Raw genomic sequence first — 22,978 nt, forward strand, 5'->3', positions numbered from 1 at the left:
GCAGCCCACTAGAGACTTCTCCCGCAAACGAGGGGTGCCTGGCCTGACAGTTATCCCCCCTGCGTCCCGCTAAATTCCCGACCTCATACAGATAGAGGTTGGGTTTACATGCCGCTCGTACAAAAACAGCTCGCACTCACCATCACCCTGGCGATGGGAACCATCGGCGCTCAATGCGCCCACGCCCACGGCAATCTCGACAGCGCGCCAGGCTGGCTCAACCAAACCCTGGTGGAGCAGCAACGGCCGCCCATCGACGCGGGGATTGCGACACCCGCCCTGCCCAAGCCCAGAGGTTCGTCCTTCGCCGCCCACGCCACCAGCCGCAATGGCTTGAGCGTGGCGCGGGTACTGGATTCGGTGGGAAGTGCCCCGTCGACACCACGCCGCCTGAATCAGTGGGCCTCCAATCCCGCGTTTGCCGAGCGTTATCGGTACGGCCTCGCGCCAGGCCGCTTGGGCGCCCTGCTGGAACAATTGGCCGGCAGCCAGAACGCCAACCTCGGCAGCGCCACGCAAAACACTCTGCAACAGGTGAACAACGGCCTGCTGTCGGCGCTGCGCCAAGTGGATAACACCACCTCGGAAAATAGCCGGGTGTGGTTCAAGGGCCTGGGCAATACCGGCACCCTCGACGCTCAACACGGCAGCGCCGGTGTGCAACAGCGCAGCCAAGGCCTGTTGCTGGGCGCCGACTGGTCGCTGGACCACGCCTGGCGAATCGGCGTGATGGGCGGCAAATCCACCAGCGACTTGAACGCCAAACGCTTCAAAGGGGATTTGGACAGCTGGCACCTGGGCGGCTACGCAGTCCGCCAGGACGGCCCTTTGGCGCTGCGCCTGGGGGCGATCTACAGCAGCCATGCCGGGCAGAACCGGCGCGATGTTGACTTCGCCTTCGTCGATTACCGCGAACACCTCAAGGGCACCTACAAGGCCCAGAGCCAAAACGCCTTCGCCGAGCTGGGCTATCAGTGGGACAGCGGCGGCCTGCGCGCCGAGCCCTTCGCCAGCCTCGGCTACCAACGCTACCAGCGTGATCGCTTCCAGGAAAAAGGCGGCGACAGCGCTCTCAATGTCGGCGCGCAGACCCAGCAGAATCTCAGCAGCAGCCTCGGCCTGCGCGTGACCCACGACTTCACGCTGGACAACCAGATGGTCCTCACACCCCACCTGAGCACCCGCTGGAAACACCTGTATGGCGATGTCGGCAGCAGCGTGCGCCAGTCGTTCGCCGGGGATCAAAGGGACGCCTCGCGCCGCGAATTCACGGTGGGTGGCACCTCGCTGGACCGCGACAGCCTGGCGCTGCACACCGGCCTCGACCTCGCGTTGTCAGCCCAACACAGCGTGGGCCTGGCCTACACCGGCGAGTTCGGCAGCAACAGCCGCAGCCAGGGCCTGAGCGGGCAATGGACGATGACGTTCTAAAGCGCTGACGGGCTTTCGCCCAGGCAAAAAAAAGGGGGCACATGCCCCCCCGAGGATTAAGCGGTAGTCTCGAAGGCTGGGATCAGCCTTCGATTTCGATCAGGATTTCGCCAGGATTGACCCGGTCGCCCTTGGCTACGTGGACGGCGCTGACCTTGCCGGCGATGGCGGCCTGGACTTCGGTTTCCATTTTCATCGCTTCGGTGATCAGCACGGCCTGGCCGGCCTTGACCACATCGCCTTCCTTGACCAGTACATCGACAATATTGCCCGGCATCGACGTGCTGACATGCCCTGGCTCGCTGGCCTGCTTGCGCTTGCTGGTGCCGCCGCCGACGAATTCGTTGAGCGGTTCGAACACCACTTCTTCGGGCATGCCGTCGATGGACAGATAGAAGTGACGCTTGCCTTCGGCCTTGACGCCGACACCGGTGATGTCGACACGGTAGCTTTCGCCGTGCACATCGATGACGAACTCGGTCGGCACGCCTTCACCGCCCGCCTTGGCGACACTGCCCGCTTCCGGGATCGGCAACAGCACTTCAGGACTGAGGGTACCGGCCTCACGTTCTTCGAGGAATTTACGCCCGATATCCGGGAACATCGCATAGGTCAGCACGTCTTCTTCGGACTTGGCCAACCCACCGATTTCGCCGCGCAGCTTGGTCATTTCCGGCTTGAGCAGATCGGCCGGACGCACATCGATGACCTCTTCGCTGCCAATCGCCTGACGACGCAGTTTTTCGTTAACGGTGCCCGGCGCTTTGCCGTAGCCGCCTTGCAGGTACAGTTTCACTTCGTTGGTGATGGTCTTGTAACGCTCGCCGGCCAGCACGTTGAAGAACGCCTGGGTACCGACAATCTGCGAGGTCGGCGTCACCAGCGGAGGGAAACCGAGGTCTTCACGCACCCGCGGAATCTCGGCCAGCACTTCACCCATGCGATTCAACGCGCCCTGTTCCTTGAGCTGGTTGGCCAGGTTGGAAATCATCCCGCCCGGCACCTGGTTGACTTGCACACGGGTGTCGACGGCGGTGAATTCGCTTTCGAACTGGTGGTACTTCTTGCGCACGGCGTAGAAGTACAGGCCGATTTCCTGCAGCAGTTCCAGGTCCAGGCCGGTGTCGAATTCGCTGCCTTTAAGGGCCGCGACCATCGATTCGGTGCCTGGGTGGCTGGTGCCCCAGGCGAAGCTGGAGATGGCGGTGTCGATATGATCGGCACCGTTCTCGATCGCCTTGAGTTGGCACATCGCGGCCAGACCGGCGGTGTCGTGGGAGTGGATGAAGACCGGCAGGCTTTGCTCGGCTTTCAGCGCCTTGACCAATTCGCCAGTGGCGTAAGGCGTCAACAGCCCGGCCATGTCCTTGATCGCCACCGAGTCACACCCCATCGACTCCATCTGCTTGGCCTGGGCCACGAAAGCGTCGATGGTGTGCACCGGGCTGGTGGTGTAGGCGATGGTGCCTTGGGCATGTTTGCCGGCGGCTTTTACCGCCTCGATGGCCACCCGCAGGTTACGCACATCATTCATCGCGTCGAAGATGCGGAACACGTCGATACCGTTGACGGCGGCCTTGGCGACAAAGGCCTTGACCACATCATCGCTGTAGTGACGATAGCCCAGCAGGTTCTGGCCGCGCAGCAGCATTTGCAGGCGGGTGTCAGGCAGCGCAGCACGCAGTTTGCGCAAGCGCTCCCACGGATCTTCTTTCAGAAAGCGCACGCAGGCATCAAAGGTCGCGCCACCCCAGACTTCCAGGGACCAGTAGCCGACTTTGTTGAGCTTGTCGCAGATCGGCAGCATGTCGTCGGTGCGCATGCGGGTCGCCAGCAACGATTGGTGAGCGTCACGCAGGATGGTGTCTGTAACGTAGATTTTCTTGGACATTGTTCTGATTCCTCACAGGCCTGCGTGGGCGGCGATGGCGGCGGCGATGGCCAGGGCCAGCTCTTCGGGTTTGCGCTTGATCGAATAGTTGGTCAGCTCAGGGTGGCTTTCCACAAAGCTTGTATTAAATTGGCCACTGCGGAATTCCGGGTTACGCAGGATTTCCTGGTAATAGGCGGCGGTGGTCTTCACGCCTTGCAGACGCATATCGTCGAGGGCGCGCAGGCCACGGTCCATCGCCTCTTCCCAGGTCAACGCCCACACCACCAGCTTCAGACACATGGAGTCGTAGAACGGCGGAATGGTGTAACCGGTGTAGATCGCCGTGTCGGTGCGCACACCTGGTCCGCCGGGAGCGTAGTAACGGGTGATCTTGCCGAAGCTCGGCAGGAAATTGTTCTTCGGGTCTTCGGCGTTGATCCGGAACTGCAACGCAAACCCACGGTGCTGGATGTCTTCTTGCTTGACCGACAGCGGCAGGCCCGAAGCAATACGAATCTGTTCACGGACAATGTCGATGCCGGTGATTTCTTCGGTAATGGTGTGTTCCACCTGCACCCGCGTGTTCATTTCCATGAAGTACACCTCGCCCTCGGCGAGCAGGAACTCCACGGTACCGGCGTTTTCGTAGCCCACGGCCTTGGCGGCGCGTACCGACAGATCGCCGATGTAGGCGCGCTGTTCCGGGGTCAGTTGGGGGCTTGGGGCGATTTCGATGAGTTTCTGGTTGCGACGCTGGATCGAGCAATCGCGCTCGAACAGGTGCACGACGTTGCCAAAGCTGTCACCGAGGATCTGCGCCTCGATGTGCTTGGGATTGACGATGCATTTTTCCAGGAACACTTCCGCCGAGCCGAATGCCTTGGTGGCTTCGGAAATAACCCGGGGGAAGGCTTGTTCGAGTTCTTCGCGGCTGTTGCAACGACGGATACCCCGACCGCCACCGCCCGAGGTGGCCTTGAGCATCACCGGATACCCGATGCGGTCGCCTTCAGTCAGCGCTTCGGCAATATCCGCAACGTTGCCTTCGGTGCCAGGTGTCACCGGTACGCCCGCCTTGATCATGCTGCGGCGGGCTTCGGTCTTGTCGCCCATGCGGCGAATGACTTCGGCGGCCGGACCGATGAATTTAATGCCGCGTTCGGCGCAAATGTCCGCCAGCTCGGCGTTTTCCGACAAGAAGCCGTAGCCGGGGTGCAGCGCGTCACAACCGGTTTCCACCGCGAGGTTCACCAGTTTGCGCGGGTTCAGGTAGCCGGCCAACGGCTCGGCCCCAATGCTGTAGGCCTCGTCGGCACGTTTGACGTGCAACGCGTGACGGTCGGCGTCGGAATAGACCGCGACCGAGCGAATGCCCATCTCGGCGCAGGCACGCACGATTCGTACGGCAATCTCACCACGGTTGGCGATCAGGATCTTTTTTATCACTTGGAAATTCCCTTGAGCCGATTGCTGCGTTCTTCGACCTTTTGGAGCGGGTCGGCGCGTGACTAAATGTTTCATGCCAGTCGCGTGACACACACTATGCCCCGGGAGGGATTAACAAAAATCAATAATTATTGGGTCGTGTATAAGTAAAGACTTATAGTTGTCGCTTCGAGCGACGGCGGGAGTACCTGGATAATGCGTAAGTCATTGATGCGAATGACATTGCGTCAGCTGCAGATTTTCAATGAAGTCTGTGATTTGCGCTCCTACAGCCGTGCAGCCGAGGAAATGTCTCTCACACAGCCGGCCGTCAGCCTACAAATTCGGCAGCTGGAGGAGCTGATCGGCCAGCCGCTGTTCGATTACGTCGGCAAGAAACTCTACATGACGGAAGCGGCCGAGGCCTTGCAAAAGGCCAGCCGGGATATTTTCGGCCGCCTGGAAAACCTCGACATGCAGCTCTCGGACATGCAGGGCTCGCTGCAGGGACAATTGAAACTGGCGGTGGAATCCAGCGCCAAGTATTTCGTGCCGCATTTGTTTGCCGCCTTCAAACGCCAACACCCGGAGGTGCAGTTGCATCTGACAGTGGTGAACCGGGCCCAGGTGATACGCCGAATGTCCGACAACCGTGACGACCTGGTGATCATGTCCATGGTGCCGCAGGACATGGGCCTGGAATTCCTGCCGTTCCTCAACAATCCGATTGTCGCCGTGGCACCGCCCGACCATCCCTTGAGTCTGCAAGGGCCGCTGCGCCTGCAAGACCTGGAACCGTACACGCTGTTGCTGCGCGAGCCCGGTTCCGGGACGCGGCTGGCCTGCGAGGAGTACTTCAAGGAGAAACGCGTGCACTTCAGCCAGACGGTGGAAGTGGCCTCGGCCGAAGCGCAGCGTGAGTGTGTGGTCGCGGGGCTGGGTGTCGCACTGCTGACGCGCCACGCCTTGAAACTGGAACTGGCCACCGGCGGGCTCAAGGAGCTGCCGGTGGAAGAATTGCCGCTGTACCGCAGTTGGTGCCTGGTGCAGGCCAAGGCCAAGCGCCTGTCACCGGTGGCCCATGCATTCCTGGGCTTTATCCGCAGCGAGCGGGTGCAGATCAGCGCGTTGGCTGAGCGTTTCGCTGGGCAGCCACGGGCGCCTGCCAGTGCAGTTCCGGATAGTCACTGATGCTTTGGAGCAGTTGGCGTTGTTCGCAACGGTCTTCAATTGCACGACGGAACGCCATGCGGCGCTGGTCTTCCTGCTGACGACGGGTCTTGACGGTGCTGGTGCTGTCTTCGTAGTGCCGGGCCATTTCGAGTCTCCCAATGCGATTACGGGGAGTTCAGGATGGGCGCACTGGATGACGGTTTGGCGGCGCGAGGATGACAAGCTGATGAATCTTCTGGACATGCCGCCATTCAAAATGTGAGAGCGGGCTTGTGTGGGAGCGGGCTTGCTCGCGATAGCGGTGGGTCAGACACGCATAAGGTGACTGACACGCCGCCATCGCGAGCAAGCCCGCTCCCACACAAGCCCCACATTTAGTCGTCGAGGGCTTTGACGGACTTGGGTGACAGACGGAGGCTGCGCAAGCTGCGCTTGACGCTCTTGAGGTGGTTGACCAGGCTGGGGCCGCGCGCCATTGCCACGCCCATCGCCAGCACGTCAATCACCACCAGATGGGCGATACGCGACGTCAGCGGGGTGTAGATTTCGGTGTCTTCGTGGACATCGATCGCCAGGTTCACGGTCGACAGCTCCGCCAACGGCGTCTGGCTCGGGCACAAGGTAATCAGCGAGGCGCCGCTTTCACGCACCAGGTTGGCGGTGATCAGCAAATCCTTGGAGCGGCCGGACTGGGAAATGCAGATCGCCACGTCCGTCGGCTTCAACGTCACCGCCGACATCGCCTGCATGTGCGGGTCACTGTAGGCCGCCGCCGTCAGCAGCAGGCGGAAAAACTTGTGCTGGGCGTCGGCCGCGACCGCGCCGGACGCACCGAAGCCATAAAACTCCACGCGCTGGGCCTGGGACATGGCGGTCACGGCTTTTTGCAATTCCACCGGGTCGAGCTTTTCCCGCACTTCCATCAGGGTGTGCAGGGTGGTGTCAAAAATTTTCAGGCTGTAATCGGCGACGGAGTCGTCTTCGTGAATCGCAAACTGCCCGAAGCTCGCGCCGGCCGCCAGGCTCTGGGCCAGTTTCAGCTTCAGGTCCTGGAACCCCGAGCAACCGATGGCGCGACAGAAACGCACGATGGTCGGCTCGCTGATACCCACGCTGTGGGCCAGGTCAGCCATGGAACTGTGCATCACAGCCGCAGGATCAAGCAGCACGTGATCGGCAACCTTGAGTTCCGATTTGCGTAACAGGTGGCGTGACTGGGCGATATGTTGCAACAGGTTCAAAGGGCAGGACTCTTGTTATTGGCAGGCGCCAGGGATGTAGCAAGCTTGTAGTTATACTACAAGAATGGTTGTTTTGCCCGCTCGATGCGTCACTAAATCGCCCTGCTGGGCGCTGATTCAGCGGGGATTCAGCGGATAATTGCTGTGTAGCCGCTGGCGCAACCCAGGCGGCGCTACGGAAAATTTGCATTTTTTCGTAACAAATCCGCCAAGCCGTCAGCCTCGATCGGCCGACTGATCAAATAGCCTTGCACTTCATCGCAGCGTTCAGCCCGGAGAAAATCCAGTTGCTGCTGATCCTCCACGCCTTCGGCCACGACTTTGAGCGCCAGCCCATGCGCCATGGCGATGATCGCCCGGGTAATCGCCGAGTCCTCGCCACTCTGTCCCAGGCCACGGATAAACGTCTGGTCGATTTTCACGTAGTCCACCGGGATGCGCTTGAGGTAGCTGAGAGAAGAATAGCCGGTGCCAAAATCGTCGATGGCCAGCTTCACTCCCAGGTCCCGCAATTGCTGGAAGGTGGCGATAATGTGTTCGACACTGTCGAGCAGTTGGCTTTCGGTCAGCTCCAGCTCCAGGTACTGCGGCGCCAGCCCGGTTTCCTCCAACACCTGACGCACCAGGCTCACCAGCTTGCCTTGGCGTAACTGATGCACCGAAAGATTGACCGAGACCCGAATCGGCGCCAGGCCCTGGCGCTGCCATTCGCATGCCTGCCAACAGGCCTGACGCAGCACGAACTCCCCCAGCGGCACAATCAGCCCGGTTTCCTCGGCCAGACCGATGAAGTCGCCCGGCGGTACGCTGCCCCATTGCGGGTGGTCCCAGCGCACCAGCGCCTCGGCGGCATTCATCTTGCCCGTGGCCAGGCATAACTTGGGCTGGTAGTACACGCTCAATTGCCGCTCATCAATCGCCTTGCGCAGCTGGTTTTCCAACTGTAGACGCTCCAGGGTGCTGGCTTGCAGGCTGTCGGTATAAAACTGAAAGTTGTTACCGCCCAAGTGTTTCGCGTGCTGCATGGCCATGTTCGACTGACTCACCAACGCGGAAATTTCCCGCGCATTGTCTGGCAACAGGCTGATCCCCATTGAGGCACTGACCACCAGTTCATGCTCATCCACCGTCACCGGCACCCGCAGTTTGGCGAGCAAGCGGGTGGCGACCCGCGCCAGGCTCGACAGGTTGCCGTAGGCATCGAACAACACCGCGAATTCATCACCGGACAGCCGTGCAATGGTGTCGGCCTCCGGCAACGCGTTAATCAGGCGCCGGGCCATTTTCTGCAATAACTGGTCGGCCACTTCGTGACCAAGGCTGTCATTAAGCAGTTTGAAGCGGTCCAGGTTGATGTGTAGCAACGCCAGACTGCGGCCGCCTTGGCGCACGCGTTGATGAGCTTCGTGCAGGCGCTCGCGAAACAGCGAACGGTTGGCCAGGCCGGTCAGCTCGTCGTAGTGGGTGAGATAGCGCATGCGCTCCTCGGATTCACGACGGGCGGACAGATCGGCAAAGAACCCCACGATATGGCTGATTTTTCCCCGGATATCGCGCACCACGTTCAATTGCAGCCATTGCGGATAGAGTTCGCCGTTCTTGCGCGCCTCCACCAGCTCCCCTTGCCAGGTACCGTGACTGAGCAACGCCTGGCGAATCGCCGGGAAGTGGCGCCGGGCATCGCGGCTGCACGGCAGTTCGACCACATTGCGTCCCAGCATGTCGCCGATATCAAAACCGGTGACGCGGCTGAAGGCCTGGTTGATCGCGATCAGGACATAGTCCGGGTCGAGAATCACGATGCCTTCACTCGCGGCCTCGAACACTGTCGACGCCAGCCGCTGTTGCTCTTCCAGGGCCTTGCCGGCACTGATATCGCGCCGCGTGCCGAGCATCCGGATGACGCGCCCGTTGGCGGCACGCTCCACCGCCCGCCCACGGTCCTGGATCCATACCCAATGTCCGGCGTGATGCCGCACCCGGTATTCCACCCGATAGTCCTCGCTACGGCCTTTCAAGTGCTCGACCAGCGCTCGCTTGAGCAATGGTAAATCGTCTGGATGCAGGCGCGGCTTGAGGTGGCTGAGCATCGCCTTGACACCGTCCGGCTCCAGACCGAACAGCTCCTTGATCTGCGTGTGATGCACCTCGTCGGTCTGCAGGTTCCAGTCCCACAAGCCGAGTTCACTGGCTTGCAACGCCATCACCAGCCGCGCCTCGCTTTTGCTCAAGGCCAGGCTGGCAGCGTCCAACTCCTGGCCCCGCTGTTCAACGCGGCTTTGCAGGCCGACCTGGGCTTCGCGCAACTCTTGTTCCACCTGGCGCCGCTGCTCGACCTCACGGCTCAGCTCCAGATTCAACTGGTCGCTACGCTGCCGGGCGTGCTGCAAATGTTCGATCAACGCCTGATTCTGGAAGCGCCGCAGCAACCCGCGCTGGATCAGACGATTGACCTGCCACGCTACAAGGCTCAAGGACGCCAGCAGAATCAGGCCGAGCACACCCCAGCCCTGCTGCTGCGGGTCACCCCTCCAGAAGAGATAAACAATGGCCGGAACCAGGCATGGCAAGGCAAACGACAGAAATGCCGGCAGGCTCACGGCATAGGCCACGCTGGCCGAAAGCGTGGCCATCCCGATCAGCCCAAAAACCCAGGCCTGCTGCACGAAACTGTCCACCGGCACCAGGGCAATCGCTGCACTGGCCAAGGTCAAGCCACTGGCGCCCGAGCCCAACATGAACATCCGCCGCCAGATCGGCTGCGCCTGGCGACTGGGCATGGCGGAGTCGAACGCCGCGACTTGAATCACCCGCAGTGCCACCAGCGCCAGCAGCCACACCATCCCAATGCCGACCACGACAGCGCGCTGCGGGCTCCAGAGTAACCAGGCGCAGACCAAACCGTTAATCAACATCAATAAAGTGGGCAGCAATGAGCCTTGGTACAGCAGGCGCGTGCGCTCGACCGCCATCTCCATGGCGTAGTGTTTGCGAATAACCTGCGCTGGCGCTACCGAAGGGCCAGACGGGTCAGTGCTAAGGGTCATAGGCAGTGTTCTTATAATGGTGAGCCCGAAACGTCGACGGAGCATACACAAGCAAGCCGACAGACCAAACTCCCGTGGAGCATAAAAACACCTGAACAAACAGGCACAAACGCCGATGCCAGAGCGCCTGAACAAGACAGGCTGCGGGCTGCACGCGATGACTAACCAGTCATCACCGAGCGATGATCAAGGCCTTGTCGGACCCCGCGCCGGTGTTTTTCCAGCGACCACCCGGCATTGGGATTTGCCCCCCTTCATCCGGCACCCTAGAATGCGCCGATGCGCGATGATCTCTCTCTTCTGCTGAACTCTCTCAACGATGCCCAACGCCAGGCCGTAGCCGCCCCCGTTGGCCGTCAGTTGGTCCTGGCCGGTGCTGGCTCCGGTAAAACCCGAGTGCTGGTGCACCGTATCGCCTGGTTGATCCAGGTTGAAAACGCGTCCCCCCACTCCATCCTGTCGGTGACGTTCACCAACAAGGCCGCTGCCGAGATGCGCCACCGCATCGAGCAGTTGATGGGCATCAGCCCGGCCGGCATGTGGGTTGGCACCTTCCACGGCCTGGCGCACCGCTTGTTGCGGGCTCACTGGCAGGAAGCGGGCCTGAGCCAGACCTTCCAGATTCTCGACAGCGATGACCAGCAACGCCTGGTCAAGCGGGTGATTCGCGAGCTGGGCCTGGATGAGCAGCGTTGGCCGGTCCGTCAGGCCCAGTGGTTTATCAACGGCCAGAAGGATGAAGGCCTGCGCCCACAGCATATTCAAGCCAGTGGCGATCTGTTCCTGGCGACCATGCGCAGCATTTATGAAGCCTACGAAGTCGCCTGCCAGCGCGCCGGCGTCATCGACTTCTCGGAACTGCTGCTGCGCGCCCTCGACTTGTGGCGTGACAACCCGGGATTGCTGGCGCACTACCAGAAACGCTTCCGGCATATCCTGGTGGACGAATTCCAGGATACCAACGCCGTGCAGTACGCCTGGCTGCGTCTGCTGGCCAAGGGCGGTGACAGCTTGATGGTGGTGGGCGATGACGACCAGTCGATCTATGGCTGGCGCGGCGCGAAAATCGAGAATATCTACCAGTACTCCGAAGACTTCCCGGACGCCGAGACCATTCGCCTGGAGCAGAACTACCGCTCCACCGCGGGCATCCTGAAGGCCGCCAACGCCTTGATCGCCAACAACACCGGGCGCCTGGGTAAAGAGCTGTGGACCGACGGCGGTGAAGGCGAGGCGATCAACCTCTACGCCGCCTTCAACGAGCACGATGAAGCGCGCTACGTGGTGGAAACCATCGAAAGCGCCCTGAAAACCGGCCTGGCCCGCAGCGACATCGCCATTCTGTACCGTTCCAACGCCCAATCGCGGGTGCTGGAAGAGGCGTTGCTGCGCGAGCGCATCCCGTATCGCATCTATGGCGGCCAACGCTTCTTCGAGCGCGCCGAGATCAAGAACGCCATGGCGTACCTGCGCTTGCTGGAAGGTCGCGGCAACGATGCAGCGCTGGAGCGGGTGATCAACGTACCGGCGCGTGGCATCGGCGAGAAAACCGTCGAAGCGATTCGTGAACATGCGCGCCACAGCGATGTATCGATGTGGGAAGCGATGCGCCTGCTGATCGCCAATAAAGGCCTGACGGGCCGCGCCGCCGGCGCCTTGGGCGTATTTGTCGAGCTGATCGACAACCTCGCCGCCAAGTGCCTGGAAATGCCCCTGCACCTGATGACCCAGACCGTGATCGAACAATCCGGGCTGATCGCTTATCACGAGGCGGAAAAAGGCGAGAAGGGCCAGGCCCGGGTAGAAAACCTCGAGGAACTGGTCAGCGCCGCCCGCGCCTTCGAAAACAGCGAAGAAGACGCCGACCTTTCACCGCTGGCGGCTTTCCTCGGCCATGCGTCCCTGGAAGCCGGCGATACCCAGGCCGACGAGCACGAAGACAGCGTGCAATTAATGACGCTGCACAGCGCCAAAGGCCTGGAATTCCCTTATGTATTCCTGGTCGGCATGGAAGAAGGCCTGTTCCCGCACAAAATGAGCCTGGAAGAGCCGGGCCGCCTGGAGGAAGAGCGTCGTCTGGCCTACGTCGGCATCACCCGCGCCATGCAGAATCTGGTGATGACGTACGCTGAAACCCGTCGCCTGTACGGCAGCGAGACCTACAACAAGGTGTCACGCTTCGTACGGGAAGTGCCGAAAGGACTGATTCAGGAAGTGCGGCTGTCCAACAGCGTCAGCCGTCCGTTCGGCGGCAGCCAACAGAAAAGCAACAATAGCCTGTTCGCCGGTTCGGAAATTCCCGAGACGCCCTTCAGCCTGGGCCAGCAGGTCAAACATGCAATCTTCGGGGAGGGCGTGATCCTCAACTTCGAAGGTTCCGGCGCCCAGGCAAGGGTGCAGGTGAACTTCGCCGAAGGCAGCAAGTGGCTGATGATGGGCTACGCCAAGCTCGAAGCGATATGAGACCTGGCGGCATTGGGCCCCGGTAGGCGCGAGCTGCTCGCGAAGTGCGTTAACGATGACACGGAAGACCTGAGGGTGCCCTCAGGTTTTTCGCGAGCAAGGGCTAGGCGCCCCCTCGCTCCTGCAATGAAAGGTTTATGGGCCTACACTTGTTTTTACACGCGGCGGGCCAATATCTGTAATAAGTCCTACAGATCATTCGGATTCTGTCTTACGCAAAAGCCCGAAACATTATGCCGCTAGCCACTGAGATCACACCTGTGCAACATGGCGCGCGTGCAATCCACAAATGGGAATTCCCTTTATGAAACGTTTTCTTAGCATCGCCATGGCGTTGTGCATTGGCCTGACGATGAGCCTCGACGCCAACGCCAAGCGCTTCGGCGGCGGCAAAAGCTTCGGTTCCGCGCCGAGCCACCAAACCAGCAAAATGGCGCCAGCCGCCGGTGCCGGCGGTGCAGCTGCCACGGCCGGCGCCGCGGGTGCCGCTGCCAAAGCCGGCGGTGCTTCGCGCTGGCTGGGCCCTCTGGCCGGTATCGCCGCCGGTGGCCTGCTCGCCTCCATGTTCATGGGTGACGGCTTCCAGGGCATGCAGATTTTCGACATCCTGATCATGGCGCTGATCGCCTTCGTGATCTTCCGTTTCATCGCCGCCCGTCGTCGCAAGCAACAGGAGCACCTGGCTCCAGCCGGCGCGCCGATGCAGCGTGAAGTGTTCGAGCAAAAGCCTGCCATGGGCTCGATCTTTGGCGGTTCGGCAGCCCCGGCCGCCGCGCGTCCGGTAATCAATGCGCCCGCCTGGTTCAACGAAGAGCGTTTCGTTGAAGCGGCCCGCAACCACTTCCAGTCCCTGCAGCAACACTGGGACGCCAACGAAATGGACAAGATCGCCGAGTTCGTGACCCCACAACTGCTGGAGTTCCTCAAGCGCGAACGTGCCGACCTGGGCGACGCGTTCCAGTCGACCTACATCGACGACCTGCAGGTACAGCTGGAAGGCGTGGACGACCGTGCCGACAAGACCATCGCTACGCTGACCTTCAGCGGCGTGTCGAAGACCTCGCGCTTCGACCAGGGCGAAGTGTTCAGCGAAAGCTGGAACATGGAGCGTCCGCAAGGTGAAAACCAGCCTTGGCTGGTCGCCGGTATCCGCCAGAACGCCTGATCCTGCAAGGCTTCAGCACGCAGTAACAAAAACCCCGGACTTGTCCGGGGTTTTCTATTTCACGGTTGCACTTATAGCGAGCTACTGTATAAAACGCTCCTATAAACCGCGCCATCTAGCAAGAGGATCCCGGCCGTGGAAGAAGTCATCGAACAATTGCGTGAAGCGAACGAGCCTGTACCGGTTCCTCTGGAACTGCCTGACGAAGACCAACTGGTGGAAGTTGAAGAACAGTTGTTCATTAACATCCCGTTCGTCTTCAAGGAATTCCTGCTGACGGTCAGCGATGTGGTCTACGGCAGCCTGGAGCCGGTAACCATTACCGATCCCGGTTCTCACACCTACCTGCCGGAAGTCGCCGCGACCGCTTGGGATATCGGCGTACCGCGCGAATTGATCCCGATCTGTCAGGACGGCGAAGACTATTACTGCGTCGAAGAAGACGGCACCGTGGTGCTATGGTCCGGTGACGAAGAACTGGTCACCGAAGAGTCCTGGGAATCGGTATGGCACTGGGCACGGGACGTCTGGCTGGAAAGCTGATGCTCCGCCACGATTGAACAACACTCATGCGTAGCAGTTGTCGAGCCTTGGCGAGGCTGCGTTTACGGACTGTCTGACACACCGCAGACGCAGCCTCGCCAAGGCTCGACAGCGGCTACGGATATGGGTCATCACCGACAAGCCGATTTCTGTCGCGAGTCATCAGTGTTCCGGCGTGTCATTGTGGTTATCCAGGGTTTCCAGCAAGGCCACCTGCATCCGCGTATGCACGCGGATGAACCAGCGCCAGAGCACGGCGGCCACCGCTGCCGCGACCACCGCAATCAGCACCAGCAGCTTCTGGGTCGGCAAGATACTCGCCGACAAGGCTGCCAATAGCACGAAGATCACCAGCAGCGAGAGGATCGGGATCAGCTCCGCGATCACCCGTCGCACACGCTGGGTGTGGCGCCCGGCCATTTCCGGCTTGACGCTCATCTCCGCCAGCAACATCGACAGAGCCTTGAGCTTGCGGTACGCCGCGATCAGGAATGGCAGCGACAGCAGCAACGCCCCACCCCAGATCAGTGCTTTCTGCCAACCCGGATCGCTGATCCAGCCTTCCAGGTAGTCGCCAATGCGCAGCGCGAAAAAGCTGCCGGCAAAGAAAATCGCAATGACCAGCGCCAGATTCACTCCCACCTGCAGGATGATCCTGCGGATCATCGACGCCAGCATCGCGCCCTCGCCCTGCGGCTGAATACTGCGCAGCCATTCGCCATACATCCCGAACACCCGGCTCATGCGTTGCGGCATTATCGCTGCGATCTTCAGGGACAGCGGGTCGGCGCCACGGATCAAGTACGGTGTCAGCAGCGTGGTGATGGCGGATACGGCGACCGCCACGGGATAGAGAAAATCGCTGGTGACCTGCAAGGTCATCCCCAGCGCGGCGATGATGAACGAAAACTCGCCAATTTGTGACAGTCCCATCCCTACGCGCAACGAAGTCCTGCCATCGTTGCCGGCGATAAAGGCTCCCAGGCCACAGGAAAGCATTTTGCCCAGCACCACGGCCACGCTGATCACCGCAATCGGCCAGGCATATTGCAACAGGATCTGCGGGTCGATCAGCAAACCGATGGCGACAAAAAAAATCGCGCTGAACATATCGCGGACCGGCTCGACCAAGCGCTCGATTTTCACCAACTGCCGGGATTCAGCCATGATTGCGCCGATCAGGAACGCCCCCAGCACCATGCTGTATTCCAGCTTGACCACCAGCAGGCAAAAACCAAAACACAGTCCCAGGACCGTGATCAACAGCATCTCGTTGCTTTCGAATGTGGCCACATAGGCCAACAGCCGTGGCACCAGCAAAATGCCAATGACCAGGGCGACGATCATGAACAACGACAGTTTGCCGACCGTGGAAAACACCTCGCCGGAGCTGACCGTGCCGCTGACGGCGATACTCGAGAGCAAGGCAATGATGCCGATGCCCAGGATGTCTTCGACAATCAGCACGCCAAAAATCAGTTGGGCAAAGCGCTGGTTTTTCATCTTCAGGTCATTAAGCGCCTTGACGATGATGGTGGTGGAGGAAATCGCCAGGATTGCGCCGAGGAACAGCGAGTCCATGGTGTTCCAGTCGAACCATTGGCCAATCTCGAAGCCGACCCAGATCATCAGGATGATTTCCAGAAAGGCCGCGATAAATGCGGTGACACCCACCTTGAACAACTTGCGCAGGCTGAACTCCAGGCCCAGACAGAACATCAGGAAAATCACCCCCAGTTCGGCCAGGGTCTTGATGGTGTCCTCGTCGTGAATCAGGCCGAAGGGAGGGGTATGGGGACCGATGATCAGGCCGGCGACGATATACCCCAGGACCACCGGCTGCTTGAAACGATGGAACAGTACCGTCACCACCCCCGCCACCAGCATGATCACGGCCAGGTCCTGGATAAAGCTGATGGCGTGCATGGCGAGCGGCTCCTAAGGGTGCAGGCGCTTTTCCGACTCCGGTGCTGTCGTTCACATAATCGCAATACGCGGAAGGAAAAGCCTGCCTTAAACGTAAGAAATGCCCTCTGAACCGGGCTTTCCAAGGTTAACACCGCGACTTCCTGCGGGAAGCCGGTGCAATATATGGAAACAGATAGCGCCGGGCGTGACGACAACCCACGTCCCGGCGTCCCGTTAGGGATAGTTCTGCAATGATTCGAGCACCCGCAGAGGTGCCTCCCCAACCAATGCCTACAACCGTGAGTGTGCTATGGAACCCGGAAACGCCCAGCTGTCGATGACGGTATTGATGACCCCAGACATGGCCAACTTCTCAGGCAATGTCCATGGCGGCACGCTGCTCAAGTACCTCGACGAAGTGTCCTACGCCTGCGCCAGCCGTTACGCCGGTCGCTATGTCGTGACGTTGTCGGTGGATCAGGTAATTTTCCGCGAGCCGATCCATGTCGGCGAGCTGGTGACGTTTTTGGCGTCGGTCAACTACACCGGCAATACGTCGATGGAAGTGGGGATCAAGGTGGTCACCGAAAACATCCGCGAGCGCTCGGTACGCCATACCAACAGTTGTTTCTTCACCATGGTCGCGGTGGACGACAACCGCAAGCCCGCCGCCGTTCCGCCACTGCAGCCGCAGAACAGCGAAGATCGGCGCCGGTTCGTGCAAGCGCAGCAGCGCCGACAGATCCGCCAGGAACTGGAAAAGCGCTACCGGGAGATCAAGGCCGACGCGCCTTAATGGCTAGCCTTTCAAGTAGTTGAAAAGCCAGCCGCATCGGGTTGAGGCGGGCTGTCGAGCTGAAGGTTTCGCCGCGACGTGGGCTATGGCGTATCCCATTTGAAAATCCCGGGGTGGCCGTGCGATAGGTGGCCGGCTTGAGATCCGCCCCTCACCCCAACCCTCTCCCCAGAGGGGCGAGGGGGCAGACCGAAGTGTGCGGAGAAAATGGGCGACCTGGGAAACCGTGTTGACTGCGGTTTTTCAGGTCGATGTAAACCGCCAGTATCCGCCTCTCCACCAAAGGAGAGTGGGAGCTGGCCGAAGTGTGCCGAGAACAGGTGCAACTTGAAAAACCACTTCTGATTACGGATTCAAAATCGACCTTTCAGGTCGCCGCAGATCGCCAGTATCCCCCAATCGGCTCCCTCTCCACCAAAGGAGAGTGGGACCTGGCCGAAGTGTGCCGAAAACAGGTGCAACTTGAAAAACCGCTTCTGATTACGGATTCAAAATCGATCTTTCAGGCCGCCGCAGATCGCCAGTATCCCCCAATCGGCTCCCTCTCCACCAAAGGAGAGTGGGAGCTGGCCGAAGTGTGCCGAAAACAGGTGCAACTTGAAAAGCCGCTTCTGATTACGGATTCAAAATCGACCTTTCAGGTCGCTGCAGATCGCCAGTATCCCCCAATCGGCTCCCTCTCCGCCAAAGGAGAGTGGGACCTGGCCGAAGTGTGCCGAGAACAGGTGCAACTTGAAAAACCGCTTCTGATTACGGATTCAAAATCGATCTTTCAGGTCGCTGCAGATCGCCAGTATCCCCCAATCGGCTCCCTCTCCGCCAAAGGAGAGTGGGACCTGACCGAAGTGTGCCGAGAACAGGTGCAACTTGAAAAACCACTTCTGATTGCGGATTCAAAATCGATCTTTCAGGTCGCTGCAGATCGCCAGTATCCCCCAATCGGCTCCCTCTCCGCCAAAGGAGAGTGGGACCTGGCCGAAGTGTGCCGAGAATAGGTGCGACTTGAAAAACCGCTTCTGATTACGGATTCAAAATCGACCTTTCAGGTCGCCGCAGATCGCCAGTATCCCCCAATCGGCCCCCTCTCCCCTCTGGGGAGAGGGTTGGGGTGAGGGGTGGATCTCAAGCCAAACACAAAAGGCTCATCCACTCAGCCCAAGACAGCACTTCAACCCGCTGCGTTACCTCAAAGACCGATTGCCGTCGCCTCGAACCGGACGCGCGGATGGGCGATTCGGTCCTGGGCCCGCACCAGTTCCAACTCGTAACTGGCGCAGGCCTGGGTTTCCAGCAGCACTTCGTGCACCGCCGCCGCGGTGAATTCGAAGGCGGCCAACAGGCTGTCTCCGAGTAATACTCGTGCCAGGAACAGGCCCGATGTCAGATCGCCCACACCTACCGGCTGGCGTGGAAACGCCAGCAGTGGCCGACGCAGGTGCCAACTGCCTTCGGCGGTCACCAGCAGCATCTCGAAACCCTCCGCCAGCTTGCCGGGATAGTCCAGGTGCTTGACCAGCACCGCTTTCGGCCCGCGAGCCAACAGCGCCCGCGCCATGCCCAGGCAATCGAGCAGTGACTGCGGTTTGCGTCCGGAAAAACTGTCCAGCTCCAACTGGTTGGGGCACAGGAAGTCGGCCATGGCGGCCGCCTCGTCCAGCAGGAAATCACTGACGTCCTGCGGCACGATGCAGCCTTTTTCCGGGTGCCCCATCACCGGATCGCACAGGTACAGCGCTTTCGGGTTGATTGCCTTGATCCGCGCCACCCCCGTCAGGATCGCCCGCCCCTGGGCCGCACTGCCCAGATACCCGGACAACACCGCGTCACAGTTGCCCAACTCACCAATCGCCGCGATCCCTTCAACCAGTGCGGGAATTTGCTGCGGTGCCAACACTTCTCCCGCCCATTGACCATACTGGGTGTGGTTGGAGAACTGCACGGTGTTGAGTGGCCAGACATTCACTCCGATCCGCTGCATGGGAAATACGGCAGCGCTGTTTCCGGCATGGCCGAAGACCACATGGGACTGGATCGCAAGCAGATGAGGCGTACGTTTCATGCAAGGGACTTCCGTAAAACGGTTAATTTCTGGCCGCGCAGTATGCGTCTAAACGCAGCCTGTACGACAGACCAGCGTCGCAGTTAAGCTGCTCATACTTTGTTGGAGTTCATCGAATGCTGACCCTGGGAAATATCTTCGTGCTGATGCTGCTCGCGGCCGCTGCTGCGTGGGTGTGGCACAACCATGGCCTGCGCGAGCGCGCGCTGGAACGGGTCAAGCAGCATTGCGCCAAGCTCGACATCGAACTGCTCGACGGCGCCGTGGCCTTGAAGCGCATCGGTTTTGTGAAGGATGCCAACGGTCGGCGTCGGTTGGCGCGGATCTACAACTTTGAGTTCACCGTGACCGGCGAAGCCCGCCATCCTGGCACCATCACCCAGTTCGGTGCCCACAGCGCACAGATTGAACTGGCGCCCTACCCGTTCGAGATCAAGACGCCGCAGCCCAGCGCAGAAGTGATTGAATTAAGCCAATGGCGCCAGGAACACAGCAAAAGCCGTCACTGACGGCAAGCAGCCAAGGCGCTTTGCAACCCCGCAACCTCCTGCGCCTGGTTGAAAATCAACTCGATGCGCGAGTCTCGCCGCCACTCGCTGGGTTGCCAAGTCAGCGGCGCGTTATCCACAGCGTTAGCCGAAACCCAGCCGTCCGGGCTGTGGATAACCAGCTTGGCGCGCCGCCAATCCACGGATGCCAGGCATTGCCGGAGCTTTTTCGGGTCGAATCGCTGGCTCGGATGCCAACGCCAACCGATGCTCCAGCCGTCTTCCTGAGCCTGATGCAGGCAGATCGGCAGCAATGGATCGCTCCAGATGTGCGGCATTGACGCCGCTCCCTTGGGCAATTCCAAGTTATCCACAGCCGTCCCGGCTTGAACACACAGCCCCGGAAGCTGCGCCAAGGGCAAGTCCGCTTGGCGTGTCCAGTATCGAGGGCACGCCGGCAATTGATCTTCAATGCTCGCGCGCTGCGTGTCGTCCAGCCCTTCAGCCTTGTTCAACACCAGCAGACCTGCACCGACCAACGCCTCACGCTGAGCATCCGGCAACGGCTTGCCCGCCGCCAGCGCCTGCGCGTCGAGAACCAGCACACACGGCTGAACGGCCAGCACGCCTTGCCACGGAGCCTGGTGTAATTGCCTGAGCAATTGCGCCGGGTGCCCCAAGCCTGAGGGCTCGATGAACAATCGGTCCGGCTTGGCCTTACGCAGCAATCGGCCCAGTCCTATCTGAAAAGGCGCGCCATTCACACAGCACAGGCAGCCGCCCGCCACTTCACCCAGGGCAATACCCTCGTCGTCGCGGGTCAACAGCGCAGCGTCCAGGCCGATCTGCCCGAACTCATTGATCAACACCGCCCAGCGTTCGTTGGCCGGACGTTGGGCGAGCAGGTGTCGGATCAGGCTGGTCTTGCCGGCACCCAATGGGCCGGCAATCACGTGGGTGGGAATGTTCTGGAGCATCGGGGATATGTCGGACCTGTAGAAAGGCTTGATCCTACGCGGTTATGCCAACCAATCCAGGGTCAGAATCAGCCGTCGCTGATTGGCTGCCAGCGCTGGCGAACGGTGGATCACGCCGAAGCCTTCATTGCCATGCCATTTTTCGCCCTTGAGCAAGGCCACTTCACCACAGTGGATTTGCTCGATACGCGCTTCGGGCTCCGCATCTGCCTGACTCAACTTGCGCCGGTCCATCACCCCTTCCCGCAACCATTGGCTGCCAATCCCGGCATAAGTGGTGATCAACCGCACGGGCACATGATCGACGTGAAACCGTGGGCACATGGCTTTATCCAGCAGCCTTAACCGCACCCCGATACGCTTGGCGCCCAGCAGGCACGCAAAGGCGCTGACCAGCCACGACACGTCGGCGATAAAGCCTTCATAGCCTTCAAGATCACTGAAGCCCGATGCCAGACCGCGCAAATCGGGTTCAGCCTGTTCGCTGTCCAACTCCAGCACCAGCGACTCGGCCAACGGCTCGTTCAGTGACACCAGCAAGGCACCGAATTCGGCGATGTGCAGCGGTAACTGGCGCTGCCACAGCGCCAGGTTCACGCCGTCCTGCAGGATGTCGGTGAGGATCAGCGGGGTTTCACCGAAAGCCTGACGAATCACCGGACGTAGTTGAATGACAGGTGCCAGCATCAGGCTGCGCTCTCCTCGTACCACGGGCCAAAAGGATCGCTCAGCAAGCGCCAGCCTTCGACACCCGAGGCCATTTCATCATCGCTCAGCAAGCACGCGTCGAGTTCAGCCGTCAGTTGGGTGAAGTCGATGTTTTGCCCGATAAACACCAGTTCCTGGCGGCAATCGCCAGTTGAAGGTGTCCAGTTTTTCATGATTGCGGCGACGTTTTCCTCGTCCTGCGGCCATTGGTTCTTGGGCACAAAGCGCCACCAGCGCCCGGCGAAGCCATGGCGCATCAGGCCGCCGGCCTGGGACCAACTGCCGGCGTCCTGGTGTTTGCTCGCCAGCCAGAAAAACCCCTTGGAGCGCAGCAATTTGCCATTGACCCACGGGCGGTCGATGAAGTCATAGAAACGCTGGGGATGAAACGGGCGCCGAGCGCGGTAGGCCGTGGACGCGATGCCGTATTCTTGGGTTTCCGGTACGTGCTCGCCGCGCAACTCCTGCAACCAGCCAGGCGCCTGGGCCGCACGCTCGAAGTCGAAGCGCCCGGTGTTGAGGATTTCTGTCAGCGGCACTTCGCCCATCACCATCGGGATAATTCGCGCCTGAGCGTTGAGGCGCTCCAGAATGGCTACCAGCTCCTCGCGTTCGCGGCTGCTGATCAGATCAATCTTGCTGATCAGGATCACATCGGCGAATTCGATCTGCTCGATCAGCAGGTCGGTGATCGAGCGTTCGTCGTCTTCACCGAGGGTTTCGCCTCTGGAAGCCAGGCTTTCAGCGGCCTGATAATCGAGCAGGAAGTTCATGCCGTCGACCACGGTAACCATGGTGTCCAGGCGCGCGATGTCCGCCAGGCTTTGCTCATTTTCGTCGCGAAAGGTGAAGGTTTCAGCCACCGGCAGCGGCTCGGAAATACCAGTGGACTCAATCAACAGGTAATCGAATCGACCATCCCTGGCGAGCTTTCCGACTTCGATCAGTAAATCTTCGCGCAACGTGCAGCAAATGCAGCCGTTGCTCATTTCCACCAGTTTTTCTTCCGAACGATTGAGGGTGACGTCCCGCTGCACCTCACCGCCATCGATGTTGATTTCGCTCATGTCATTGACGATCACCGCCACCCGCAGGTTGTCGCGGTTGCGCAGGACGTAGTTGAGCAGCGTGCTTTTACCGGCGCCGAGAAATCCGGACAGCACAGTGACGGGGAGACGGTCGGTCATCAGGTATTCCTCATCAGGTTGGCCGGTCAAATCGCCCGTTGATGGCGTTCGCGCAGCTCTTCACGTTCTTTGGCTTCGATACACAGCGTGGCCGTGGGCCGCAGCAACAGGCGCTTGAGGCCGATGGCTTCGCCGGTCTCGCAGCACCAGCCGTATTCACCACGCGCCACGCGTTCCAAGGCTTCGTCGATCTTGTCGAGAAGCTTTTTTTCCCGCTCCAGCAAGCGCAACTGCCATTGACGCTGCTCTTCCGCGCTGCCGACATCGGCCGGGTCGCTGCAGGGTTCTTGTTCCCGCAGCACCAGGAACTCGGTTTCGATCCGCGCTTGCAGGTCATACCGTTGCGCCAACAGCAAGTCGCGGAAAAACCCTAGTTGGGCTTCGTTCATGTAGTCGGCGGGCGATTGGGCAAGGAGGTCTTGTTCGGTCATAGGGGCAGGTTCACGGAGCGGCTGTTTTTTAATGTTATAGTATAACATTACAAATAATCCAAT

At 60.3% G+C, this 22,978-nt stretch carries 20 protein-coding genes; 9 read left to right on the plus strand and 11 right to left on the minus strand.

The window, feature by feature from the left end; translation table 11 throughout:
• Nucleotides 1-108 precede the first annotated feature (108 nt).
• Nucleotides 109-1,431 (plus strand): autotransporter outer membrane beta-barrel domain-containing protein, encoded by a 1,323-nt coding sequence (locus AC6CIA_RS16210; RefSeq protein ID WP_498313419.1) that lies wholly within the window; start codon nt 109-111, stop codon nt 1,429-1,431.
• 82 nt (nt 1,432-1,513) lie between these two features.
• Here AC6CIA_RS16210 and oadA read toward each other — a convergent pair whose 3' ends face one another.
• A complete protein-coding gene (oadA, locus tag AC6CIA_RS16215) occupies nt 1,514-3,322 on the minus strand; it encodes a sodium-extruding oxaloacetate decarboxylase subunit alpha (RefSeq protein ID WP_498313421.1) in 1,809 nt (602 codons plus the stop codon).
• Between the two features lie 12 nt (nt 3,323-3,334).
• On the minus strand, nt 3,335-4,750 hold the full coding sequence (locus AC6CIA_RS16220; protein WP_084378317.1) for an acetyl-CoA carboxylase biotin carboxylase subunit: 1,416 nt from the start codon (nt 4,748-4,750) through the stop codon (nt 3,335-3,337).
• A 195-nt stretch (nt 4,751-4,945) separates the two neighbouring features.
• Between AC6CIA_RS16220 and AC6CIA_RS16225 the strand changes: the two genes are divergently transcribed.
• Nucleotides 4,946-5,920, plus strand: a complete 975-nt coding sequence (locus AC6CIA_RS16225) for a LysR family transcriptional regulator (RefSeq protein WP_339529704.1) — start codon at nt 4,946-4,948, stop codon at nt 5,918-5,920.
• Here AC6CIA_RS16225 and AC6CIA_RS16230 read toward each other — a convergent pair.
• Nucleotides 5,850-6,047 carry a PA3496 family putative envelope integrity protein gene (locus AC6CIA_RS16230; protein WP_084378319.1) on the minus strand — a complete coding sequence of 66 codons (198 nt, stop codon included), beginning with the start codon at nt 6,045-6,047 and terminating at the stop codon, nt 5,850-5,852. The genes AC6CIA_RS16225 and AC6CIA_RS16230 overlap by 71 nt on opposite strands.
• Here AC6CIA_RS16230 and AC6CIA_RS16235 point away from each other — a divergent pair.
• Nucleotides 5,985-6,164 (plus strand): hypothetical protein, encoded by a 180-nt coding sequence (locus AC6CIA_RS16235; protein WP_498313673.1) that lies wholly within the window; start codon nt 5,985-5,987, stop codon nt 6,162-6,164. The two genes, AC6CIA_RS16230 and AC6CIA_RS16235, sit on opposite strands and share 63 nt — an antisense overlap.
• A gap of 112 nt (nt 6,165-6,276) precedes the next feature.
• On the opposite strand, the gene hexR is transcribed toward AC6CIA_RS16235, so the two are convergent.
• Both hexR and AC6CIA_RS16245 read right to left on the minus strand, forming a co-directional pair.
• On the minus strand, nt 6,277-7,143 hold the full coding sequence (hexR, locus tag AC6CIA_RS16240) for a transcriptional regulator HexR (RefSeq protein WP_003177007.1): 867 nt from the start codon (nt 7,141-7,143) through the stop codon (nt 6,277-6,279).
• 173 nt (nt 7,144-7,316) lie between these two features.
• The gene (locus AC6CIA_RS16245; protein ID WP_498313423.1) at nt 7,317-10,190 is read right to left on the minus strand and encodes a putative bifunctional diguanylate cyclase/phosphodiesterase; all 2,874 of its coding nucleotides are present in this window, start codon (nt 10,188-10,190) and stop codon (nt 7,317-7,319) included.
• A gap of 279 nt (nt 10,191-10,469) precedes the next feature.
• Here AC6CIA_RS16245 and uvrD point away from each other — a divergent pair, with 279 nt between their 5' ends.
• The 3 genes from uvrD (at nt 10,470) to AC6CIA_RS16260 (ending at nt 14,361) form a co-directional block, all read left to right on the plus strand.
• Entirely contained in the window at nt 10,470-12,653 is a 2,184-nt protein-coding gene (gene uvrD, locus AC6CIA_RS16250) for a DNA helicase II (protein ID WP_498313425.1), read from the plus strand.
• Nucleotides 12,654-12,957: 304 nt separating this feature from the next.
• Entirely contained in the window at nt 12,958-13,818 is an 861-nt protein-coding gene (locus AC6CIA_RS16255; RefSeq protein ID WP_339529698.1) for a Tim44 domain-containing protein, read from the plus strand.
• Between the two features lie 135 nt (nt 13,819-13,953).
• On the plus strand, nt 13,954-14,361 hold the full coding sequence (locus tag AC6CIA_RS16260; RefSeq protein ID WP_084378323.1) for an SMI1/KNR4 family protein: 408 nt from the start codon (nt 13,954-13,956) through the stop codon (nt 14,359-14,361).
• A 162-nt stretch (nt 14,362-14,523) separates the two neighbouring features.
• Here the strand turns inward: AC6CIA_RS16260 and AC6CIA_RS16265 are convergent, their stop codons facing one another.
• Entirely contained in the window at nt 14,524-16,287 is a 1,764-nt protein-coding gene (locus tag AC6CIA_RS16265) for a cation:proton antiporter (RefSeq protein ID WP_498313427.1), read from the minus strand.
• Between the two features lie 292 nt (nt 16,288-16,579).
• On the opposite strand from AC6CIA_RS16265, the gene AC6CIA_RS16270 reads away from it, so the two are divergent.
• Both AC6CIA_RS16270 and AC6CIA_RS16275 read left to right on the plus strand, forming a co-directional pair.
• Entirely contained in the window at nt 16,580-17,065 is a 486-nt protein-coding gene (locus AC6CIA_RS16270) for an acyl-CoA thioesterase (protein WP_084378325.1), read from the plus strand.
• 320 nt (nt 17,066-17,385) lie between these two features.
• The gene (locus AC6CIA_RS16275; protein WP_498313429.1) at nt 17,386-18,060 is read left to right on the plus strand and encodes a hypothetical protein; all 675 of its coding nucleotides are present in this window, start codon (nt 17,386-17,388) and stop codon (nt 18,058-18,060) included.
• Nucleotides 18,061-18,251: 191 nt separating this feature from the next.
• Here AC6CIA_RS16275 and pdxY read toward each other — a convergent pair whose 3' ends face one another.
• Nucleotides 18,252-19,124 (minus strand): pyridoxal kinase PdxY, encoded by an 873-nt coding sequence (gene pdxY, locus AC6CIA_RS16280; RefSeq protein WP_084378326.1) that lies wholly within the window; start codon nt 19,122-19,124, stop codon nt 18,252-18,254.
• 116 nt (nt 19,125-19,240) lie between these two features.
• On the opposite strand from pdxY, the gene AC6CIA_RS16285 reads away from it, so the two are divergent.
• Nucleotides 19,241-19,633, plus strand: a complete 393-nt coding sequence (locus AC6CIA_RS16285; RefSeq protein WP_339529693.1) for a DUF3301 domain-containing protein — start codon at nt 19,241-19,243, stop codon at nt 19,631-19,633.
• Here AC6CIA_RS16285 and AC6CIA_RS16290 read toward each other — a convergent pair.
• Genes AC6CIA_RS16290 through dksA form a run of 4 tightly spaced genes read right to left on the minus strand, consistent with a single transcriptional unit; the run spans nt 19,627 to nt 22,915 of the window.
• Nucleotides 19,627-20,589, minus strand: coding sequence for a CobW family GTP-binding protein (locus tag AC6CIA_RS16290; RefSeq protein ID WP_498313431.1), 963 nt, complete (start codon nt 20,587-20,589; stop codon nt 19,627-19,629). The two genes, AC6CIA_RS16285 and AC6CIA_RS16290, sit on opposite strands and share 7 nt — an antisense overlap.
• Before the next feature lie 42 nt (nt 20,590-20,631).
• Nucleotides 20,632-21,276, minus strand: a complete 645-nt coding sequence (locus tag AC6CIA_RS16295; RefSeq protein WP_498313433.1) for a DUF1826 domain-containing protein — start codon at nt 21,274-21,276, stop codon at nt 20,632-20,634.
• The gene (zigA, locus tag AC6CIA_RS16300) at nt 21,276-22,484 is read right to left on the minus strand and encodes a zinc metallochaperone GTPase ZigA (RefSeq protein ID WP_498313435.1); all 1,209 of its coding nucleotides are present in this window, start codon (nt 22,482-22,484) and stop codon (nt 21,276-21,278) included. Before zigA ends, AC6CIA_RS16295 begins: the two co-directional genes overlap by 1 nt.
• A gap of 26 nt (nt 22,485-22,510) precedes the next feature.
• Nucleotides 22,511-22,915 (minus strand): RNA polymerase-binding protein DksA, encoded by a 405-nt coding sequence (dksA, locus tag AC6CIA_RS16305; RefSeq protein ID WP_498313437.1) that lies wholly within the window; start codon nt 22,913-22,915, stop codon nt 22,511-22,513.
• Between the last annotated feature and the right edge of the window lie 63 nt (nt 22,916-22,978).

This window comes from Pseudomonas sp. GQ91, from assembly GCF_059758795.1.